5 protein-coding genes and 1 pseudogene are annotated in these 3559 nt (G+C 72.8%); 4 read left to right on the top strand and 2 right to left on the bottom strand.

The window, feature by feature from the left end:
• Both AB0J68_RS29375 and AB0J68_RS29370 read right to left on the bottom strand, forming a co-directional pair.
• A partial coding sequence (locus AB0J68_RS29375) for a gamma-glutamyltransferase (RefSeq protein WP_363941795.1) occupies positions 1-890 on the bottom strand: 890 nt, incomplete at its 3' end.
• A 52-nt stretch (positions 891-942) separates the two neighbouring features.
• Positions 943-1527: a TetR family transcriptional regulator gene (locus AB0J68_RS29370; RefSeq protein WP_355066263.1), complete on the bottom strand. Its 585-nt coding sequence runs from the start codon at positions 1525-1527 to the stop codon at positions 943-945.
• A gap of 66 nt (positions 1528-1593) precedes the next feature.
• Here AB0J68_RS29370 and AB0J68_RS29365 point away from each other — a divergent pair, with 66 nt between their 5' ends.
• The 4 genes and pseudogenes from AB0J68_RS29365 to AB0J68_RS29350 form a co-directional block, all read left to right on the top strand.
• Entirely contained in the window at positions 1594-2289 is a 696-nt protein-coding gene (locus tag AB0J68_RS29365) for an NAD(P)H-binding protein (protein WP_363941793.1), read from the top strand.
• Between the two features lie 124 nt (positions 2290-2413).
• Positions 2414-2812, top strand: a complete 399-nt coding sequence (locus AB0J68_RS29360) for a YbaB/EbfC family DNA-binding protein (RefSeq protein WP_363941791.1) — start codon at positions 2414-2416, stop codon at positions 2810-2812.
• Positions 2799-3119: a type VII secretion target gene (locus AB0J68_RS29355; protein ID WP_363941789.1), complete on the top strand. Its 321-nt coding sequence runs from the start codon at positions 2799-2801 to the stop codon at positions 3117-3119. The genes AB0J68_RS29360 and AB0J68_RS29355 overlap by 14 nt, the downstream gene beginning before the upstream one ends.
• A pseudogene (locus AB0J68_RS29350) lies at positions 3116-3559 on the top strand (WXG100 family type VII secretion target); the annotation flags it as partial. The gene AB0J68_RS29355 and the pseudogene AB0J68_RS29350, both read left to right, overlap by 4 nt.

The raw sequence follows: 3559 nt of genomic DNA, 5'->3' as shown, positions 1-3559 counted from the left end.
TCGTCGAGCGCGTCGAGGACGGCCAGCGCCTGGAGCAGCACGGGCCCCTGGCCCCAGAACCCGGTCTTCGCCACCGAGTAGCCCTGCCAGTCGAGGGTCGCCGGGGCCTCCCAGGTCGCCGAGTACGCGGCCAGGTCGTCGCCGGTGACCAGCCCGGCGTGCGCGCGTCCACTGGAGTCGCGGAACGGCCGCCGACTGAACTCGTCGATCGCCTCGGCCACGAAGCCCGTACCCCAGGCTCGGCGCGCGGCCTCGATCTGCGCCTCCCGGTCGGCGCCGGCCGCCTGCCCGGCCTCGACGAGTCGGCGCAGGGTGCGCGCGTACGCCGGGTTGGCGAACCTCTCCCCCGCCGCCGGTGGCCGGCCGTCGCGCAGCCAGAGCTGGGCGGACGTCGGCCAGTGCTCCTCGAACAGCGACCGCACGGCCGCGACGGTCTCACCGACCCTGCCCACCAGGGGGTGGCCGGCGGCGGCGTAGCCGATCGCCGGCTCCAGCACGTCGGCGAGCGCGAACGTGCCGTGCTCGCGCAGCAGCAGGAGCCACGCGTCCACCGCGCCGGGCACGGCCGCCGCGAGCGGGCCGGCGCCCGGAATGAGATCCATGCCGAGGGACCGGAAGTGGGCGATGGTCGCGGCGGCCGGCGCCGGGCCCTGCCCGCACAGCACCTTCGGGCGAGGATCCTGGGCGGTCGTCACGATGGCCGGCACCTCGCCCCCCGGGCCGTTCAGGTGGGGCTCAACCACGTGCAGGACGAACCCGGCGGTCACCGCGGCGTCGAAGGCGTTGCCGCCGCGTTCCAGGACCCCCATCGCGGACTGGCTGGCGAGCCAGTGCGTCGACGACACCATGCCGAAGGTTCCCTGCAGGGTCGGCCGGGTGGTGAACGCCATGACAACACCTCACTCGTGTCCGCGGCCCGGAGCGTACGTCGTGCGCGGCGGGTCAGGGCCGGCGGGGCCGGGCGTGCAGGGCCGCCCGCAGCGCCGGACCGAAGACGCGCCGGACGTCGGCCGGGGACAGTGCGCCGATCGAACGGATCGGGTTCAGGTACCGCGTGAAGATCAACCCTCCGAGTACGCCGACGGCGGCGGTGGCGCGTTCGGTCGCGTCGGGGCCGCCGAGAAATTCAGCGATGCGGAGGCGCAGCTCACCGTCCAGGTAGTCACGCAGGGCGCGCATCGTGTCGTCGTCCCGCACCGCCATCCGGTTCTCGGCGGGGACTGTGGCGTCCCACAGACCGGTGACCGAGTCGAGCAGGCGGTCGGCCAGGCCGGCCTGGTCGCCCCGCAGAGCCTGGTCCAGAGCGGTGGGGTCGACGCAGAGCAGGTTCAGCGACTGGCTGAAGAGGCCCTGCTTGGAGCCGAAGTGATAGCTGATGAGCGCCGGGTCGACCCCCGCGGCGGCGGCGACCGCCCGCACTGTCGTACCCGGGTAACCGTGCTCGCGGAACAGGTCGCGGGCGGCCTCCGCGATGCGGGCCCGGGTATCGGGATTGCCGCGGGGCCGACCCCGCGTTTTATTCAACACGGTTGAATAATGCGCTCCTGCGGTGGCACGGTCAACACCGTCACCACAGCAACGAGGAGTGCACCCATGCGTACCGTCGTCTTCGGCGCCACCGGACCCACCGGCCGCCAGATAACCGAGCAGGCCCTGGCCGCCGGCCACGAGGTCGTCGCGGTCACCCGCCGCCCCCACGCCGTCCGGCCTCGGGCCGGCCTCACCGTCGTCGGCGCCGACGTCGCGGACCCCGACGCGGTCGACCGGGTCGTCGCCGGCAGCGACGCCGTCCTGTCCAGCCTGGGCGTGCCGCTCACCCCGAAACCGATCACCGTGTACTCGCGGGGCAACGCGCACATCATCGCGGCGATGCATCGCCACGGCGTGCAGCGGCTCGTCACGGTCAGCTCCAGCGTCCTGGACCCGACCTGGCGGCCGACCGGCGAGTTCTTCTTCAACAACGTGCTGGATCCACTGTTCAACCGCCGGGTGGGCCGTACCGCCCACGAGGACATGCGCCGGATGGAGTCGCTCGTACGCGAAAGCGACCTGGACTGGACAATCGCCCGCCCGTCCGGCCTGTTCGACCACCCCACCGCGACGCGCTACGAGGTGGCGGAGAACGTCGCGGACGGCCTGTTCACGGCACGCGCGGACCTGGCGGCGAGCATGCTGGCGCAGTTGACCGACGACCGGTTCGTCCAGCGGGCGATGGCGGTGATCACCACCGAGGTCCGGCCGAGCATCGCAGGTCTGCTCTGGCGCGAGGCCGTCGCCAAAAAGAAGTGACGTCCGGAGCGACTCGCACGAGGACGCCGCCCAATATCCGGGCATGCACACAGCGCCACCGGTTGGTAGCGTACCGGTGATCTCGCCGGCGGCGGCCGGCGGTGGTCCCCTGGGGAGGGTCAGCATGTGGGCGGACGACGCTGCGCTCGACGCGGCGGGACGCCGGCTCGACGAGTGGGAGTCGTCGCTCGCCGAACGGGCGGAACGGGCGAAGACGCTGTCGGCGAGGATGCAGGAGCTGACCGGCAGCGCCCGCAGCGCCGACCGGATGATTGACGTCACCGTCGACTCGGCTGGCCTGCTGATCGACCTACGGCTCGACGAGCGCACCCGGCAACAATCCGCGGCGCGCACCGCCCAGCAGATCCTCGACACCACGAGAGCCGCGCGTACCGACCTGCTGCGGCAGGTCGCTGAAGTAACCGCGGAGTCCCTCGGCGATGACCCGAGCGCCCGGGCCATCATCGACTCGTACCGCAGTCGGCTGGGCCACGACCAGGGGCCGAGCGATGCCCGCCGGTGACGGCATCCAGGTCGACCCGGACGACCTGACCGCCCACGCCGCACGCCTCGATCGCTGCGCCGGCAGCCTCGACACCGCCCAGCAGTCGGGCCAGCACGTCCGGCTGGGCGGTGTCGCGTACGGGCAGCTTTGCGCGATGATGCCGATGCTGCTCGACGGCCTGCAACGCACCCTTGTCGACGGGATCGGGTCCGCCGCCGGGTCGGTGCGGGACACCGCCGGGAGGCTGCGGACCGGCGCGGACCGCTACCGACACTCCGACGCCCACGCGAAGCACCTGCTCGATGGGGTGCGGCAGCGCCCGTGACGTCCAACCCGCTCGTCGCGGCCGCAGCGGACACCCCGCCCAGCGCGTGGGCGGGTGTGTGGATCTGCGAGGACATCGACCTCATCGCGCAGGGCGTCCGCAGCGGCAGTTGGATCGACGGCAGTCTCGGTGTCGTCAGTGCCGGCCTCGATGCCCTCGCCTTCGTCTCCGACCCGGTCGGCGCCTTGCTCCAGTACGGGATCGCCTGGCTCATCGAGCACGTCAAGCCGCTCAGTGAAGCGCTCGACTGGCTCGCCGGCGACCCGGCGCAGATCACCGCACACGCCCAGACCTGGCGCAACGTCGCCGGTTCGCTCCGCGAGGAAGCAGCCGCGCTGACCCGCGCCGTCCGCGACGACGTCGCCGGCTGGGGCGGCAACGCCGGCCCCGCCTACCGCGCCTGGGCCGCCGAACAACAGCAGGCGATCAGCGGCCTCGCC

This window comes from Micromonospora sp. NPDC049580, assembly GCF_040675595.1.
Taxonomy (GTDB): domain Bacteria; phylum Actinomycetota; class Actinomycetes; order Mycobacteriales; family Micromonosporaceae; genus Micromonospora.
The sequence above is the reverse complement of the archived record's forward strand: the minus strand, read 5'-3'. Positions and strand labels throughout refer to the sequence as shown.

What these genes read in the sequence shown, in the direction of transcription:
- AB0J68_RS29365 (WP_363941793.1), top strand. Translation starts at nt 1,594, where the DNA reads ATGCGTACCGTCGTCTTCGGCGCCACCGGACCCACCGGCCGCCAGATA.
- AB0J68_RS29360 (WP_363941791.1), top strand. Translation starts at nt 2,414, where the DNA reads ATGTGGGCGGACGACGCTGCGCTCGACGCGGCGGGACGCCGGCTCGAC.
- AB0J68_RS29355 (WP_363941789.1), top strand. Translation starts at nt 2,799, where the DNA reads ATGCCCGCCGGTGACGGCATCCAGGTCGACCCGGACGACCTGACCGCC.